This window comes from Kitasatospora sp. MBT66 (assembly GCF_000710405.2).
In the GTDB taxonomy this organism is placed as follows: Bacteria; Actinomycetota; Actinomycetes; order Streptomycetales; family Streptomycetaceae; genus Kitasatospora; species Kitasatospora purpeofusca.
Map to the genome: position 1 here is coordinate 1,080,239 of NZ_JAIY01000006.1, position 4,450 is coordinate 1,084,688.

General features: G+C 70.9%; 2 protein-coding genes. Both read left to right on the plus strand.

Annotated features, from left to right (window positions below; all coding sequences use genetic code 11):
- On the plus strand, nt 1-3,427 hold a 3,427-nt coding region (locus BI06_RS17190), incomplete at its 5' end, for a multifunctional oxoglutarate decarboxylase/oxoglutarate dehydrogenase thiamine pyrophosphate-binding subunit/dihydrolipoyllysine-residue succinyltransferase subunit (protein ID WP_043468923.1).
- A 298-nt stretch (nt 3,428-3,725) separates the two neighbouring features.
- A partial coding sequence (locus tag BI06_RS17195; RefSeq protein ID WP_043469793.1) for a serine/threonine-protein kinase occupies nt 3,726-4,450 on the plus strand: 725 nt, incomplete at its 3' end.

Consider the following 4,450-nt stretch of genomic DNA (forward strand, 5'->3'; position numbering starts at 1 on the left):
CCCGGCCGCGCCCCCGGCGCCCAAGGCCGCCGCCCCGGCGCCCGCGCCGGCCGCCGCGAGCGCGGGCCCCGAGCTGGTTCAGCTCCGCGGCCCGGCCAAGGCCGTCGCCACCAACATGGACGCCTCGCTGGAGGTGCCGACCGCCACCTCGGTCCGCGCCGTCCCGGCCAAGCTGCTGATCGACAACCGCATTGTCATCAACAACCACCTGCAGCGCGCCCGCGGTGGCAAGGTCTCCTTCACCCACCTGATCGGTTACGCCCTGGTCCAGGCCGTCAAGGCCTCCCCGGGCATGAACCACAGCTACAAGGTGGAGGACGGCAAGTCCTACCTGGTCAAGCCCGAGCACGTGAACCTCGGCCTGGCCATCGACCTGGTCAAGCCGAACGGCGACCGCCAGCTCGTCGTCGCGGCCATCAAGAAGGCCGAGACCCTCGACTTCTTCGGCTTCTGGCAGGCCTACGAGGACATCGTCCGCCGGGCCCGCGCCAACAAGCTGACCATGGACGACTTCACCGGCGTCACGGTCTCGCTGACCAACCCCGGCGGCATCGGCACCGTGCACTCCGTGCCGCGCCTGATGCAGAACCAGGGCACCATCGTCGGCGTCGGCGCCATGGAGTACCCGGCCGAGTTCCAGGGCTCCGCCCCGGAGACCCTGGCCCGCCTCGGCGTCTCCAAGATCATGACGCTGACCTCGACCTACGACCACCGCGTCATCCAGGGCGCGGCGTCGGGCGAGTTCCTGCGCACGATCCACCAGCTGCTGCTGGGGCAGAACGGTTTCTACGACGAGATCTTCGAGTCGCTCCGGATCCCGTACGAGCCGGTCCGCTGGGCCACCGACGTCGCCACCACGCACGACGACGAGGTCAACAAGACCGCCCGCGTCATCGAGCTGATCCACTCCTACCGGGTCCGCGGCCACCTCATGGCCGACACCGACCCGCTGGAGTACAAGCAGCGCAAGCACCCCGACCTGGACGTCACCACCCACGGCCTCACCCTGTGGGACCTGGAGCGCGAGTTCGCGGTCGGCGGCTTCGGCGGCCAGCGGATGATGAAGCTCCGCGACATCCTCGGCCTGCTGCGCAACACGTACTGCCGCACGGTCGGCATCGAGTACATGCACATCCAGGACCCGAAGCAGCGCAAGTGGCTGCAGGAGCGCCTGGAGAAGCCGTACACCAAGCCGGAGCGCGAGGAGCAGCTGCGCATCCTGCGCCGGCTGAACTCGGCCGAGGCCTTCGAGACCTTCCTGCAGACCAAGTACGTCGGGCAGAAGCGTTTCTCGCTGGAGGGCGGCGAGTCGCTCATCCCGCTGCTGGACGCCACCATCGACTCGGCGGCCGAGCACCGCCTGGACGAGGCCGTCATCGGCATGGCCCACCGCGGCCGCCTCAACGTGCTGGCCAACATCGTCGGCAAGCCGTACGGCAAGATCTTCGGCGAGTTCGAGGGCAACCTCGACCCGAAGTCGATGCACGGCTCCGGCGACGTGAAGTACCACCTCGGTTCCGAGGGCACCTTCACCGGCCTGGACGGCGAGACCATCAAGGTCTCGCTGGCCGCGAACCCCTCCCACCTGGAGGCCGTGGACCCGGTCGTCGAGGGCATCGCCCGCGCCAAGCAGGACATCCTGGACCAGGGCGGCACGACCTTCCCGGTGCTGCCGATCCAGATCCACGGCGACGCGGCCTTCGCCGGCCAGGGCGTCGTCGCGGAGACCCTGAACATGTCGCAGCTGCGCGGCTACCGCACCGGCGGCACCGTGCACGTCGTGGTGAACAACCAGGTCGGCTTCACCGCCGCCCCGGCCTCCAGCCGCTCCTCGATGTACTGCACCGACGTGGCCCGCATGATCGAGGCCCCGATCTTCCATGTGAACGGCGACGACCCGGAGGCCGTGGTCCGCGTCGCGCGGCTCGCCTTCGAGTTCCGCCAGGAGTTCCACAAGGACGTCGTGATCGACCTCATCTGCTACCGCCGCCGCGGTCACAACGAGGCCGACAACCCGTCGTTCACCCAGCCGCTGATGTACGACCTGATCGACAAGAAGCGCTCGGTGCGCAAGCTGTACACCGAGGGCCTGATCGGTCGCGGCGACATCACCATGGAAGAGGCGGAGCAGGCGCTCCAGGACTTCCAGGGCCAGCTGGAGAAGGTGTTCGCCGAGGTCCGCGACGCCGCCCAGACCCCCGCCGCCGCCACCAGCGGCAAGCCGGTCGCCGACTTCCCGGTCACCATCCGGACCGGCATCTCCGAGGAGATGGTCAAGCGGATCGCCGCCTCGCAGGTCAACCTGCCGGACTGGCTGACCGTGCACCCGCGACTGCTGCCGCAGCTGCAGCGCCGCGCCGGCTCGGTCGAGGACAACACCATCGACTGGGCGATGGGCGAGACCCTCGCCATCGGCTCGCTGCTCATGGAGGGCCACCCGGTCCGCCTGGCCGGCCAGGACAGCCGCCGCGGCACCTTCGGCCAGCGGCACGCCGTCCTGATCGACCGGGCCACCGGCGAGGACTACACCCCGCTGCAGTACCTCACCGAGGACCAGGCCCGCTACACCGTGTACGACAGCCTGCTGTCCGAGTACGCGGCGATGGGCTTCGAGTACGGCTACTCGCTGACCCGCCCGAACGCGCTGGTCATGTGGGAGGCGCAGTTCGGCGACTTCGTCAACGGCGCGCAGACCATGGTGGACGAGTACATCGCCTCCGCCGAGCAGAAGTGGGGCCAGCACTCGGGCGTCACCCTGCTGCTGCCGCACGGCTACGAGGGCCAGGGCCCGGACCACTCGTCCGCCCGCCCGGAGCGCTTCCTGCAGATGTGCGCGCAGGACAACATGACGGTCGCCATGCCCACCCTGCCGTCGAACTACTTCCACCTGCTGCGCTGGCAGGCGCACAACCCGCACCACAAGCCGCTGATCGTCTTCACCCCGAAGTCGATGCTGCGTCTGAAGGCCGCGGCGAGTGCGACGGAGGAGTTCCTGTCCGGCTCGTTCCGCCCGGTCATCGGCGACACCACCGTCGACCCGGCGAACGTCCGCAAGGTCGTCATCACGGCCGGCAAGTTCTACTACGACGTGGAGGCGGCCCGCACCGAGCGCGGCATCACCGACACCGCGATCGTCCGGGTCGAGCGCCTCTACCCGCTGCCGGTGGCCGAGCTCCAGGAGGAGCTGGCCAAGTACGGCGACGACGTCCAGTTCGTCTGGGCGCAGGAGGAGCCGGCCAACCAGGGTGCCTGGCCGTTCATCGCGATGAACCTGGTCGACCACCTGCAGGTCGTCATCGGCCGCAGCGCCGACGGCCCGCGGCTGCGCCGCGTCGCCCGCACGGCCTCCTCGGCCCCCGCGGTCGGCTCGGCCAAGCGCCACGGCGCCGAGCAGCAGGCGCTGCTGGAGGAGATCTTCACGATCTGACGCCGCCCGCACCGGTCGCCACCGGTCGGCCGCGCGCACGGCAACGGCCCCCCGCGTCCCTGGATCCCAGGGACGCGGGGGGCCGCCGTCGTTCCCCGGTGCGACAGCGGGCCCCGGCGGACCGCGGCCGCGCCGTGTGCGAAGGTCCCAGCTCTGCAACCAAAGCGGCACCGACCTGCGCGGCCTGCTGACGGATCGATAGGTTAAGGCTCGCCGGACCGTCGGCCGGGTGCCCGTCGTCGCACCCACCGTCGGAGCCCGGTGGACCTCACCGCTCTCCCAGGGGGATCAAAACCGCATGACCGCCGACACGCCACGGGACGCCGCAGCCTCACCCCTCCCGCCGGTCTTCCAGCCGCTGCTCCCCGACGACCCCAGGGAGGTGGGCGGCTACCGGCTGTTCGCCCGGCTCGGGGCCGGCGGCATGGGCCGCGTCTACCTCTCCTACACGCCCGGCGGTCGGCCGGTGGCGCTCAAGGTGGTCCGCCCGGAGTTCGCCGAGGACGGCGAGTTCCGCCGCCGGTTCGCCCAGGAGGTCTCCAACGCCCAGCGCATCCACGGCCTCTACACCGCCCAGGTGATCGACTCCGGCGGTCTGGACTCGGACGCACCGTGGCTGGTCACCGCCTACGTCCCCGGGCCGTCGCTGCAGCAGGTGGTGCGCGAGAACGGCGCGCTCCCGGTGCGCACCGTGCTGCTGCTGATGGGCGGCATCGCCGAGGCGCTGCAGGCCATCCACAGCGTCGAGGTGGTCCACCGCGACCTCAAGCCGGCCAATGTGCTGGTGGCCGGCGACGGCCCGCGGGTGATCGACTTCGGTATCGCCCGGGCCGCCGACGCCACCGCCCTGACCGGTACCGGCTACCGGATCGGCTCGCCCGCCTTCATGTCCCCGGAGCAGGCCCAGGGCCGCCCGGTCACCCCGGCGACCGACGTGTTCGCGCTCGGCGCGCTGGCCGCGTACGTGGCCGGCGGCAGCGCGCCGTTCGGCGACGGCCCGGACACCGCCGTGCTCTACCGGGT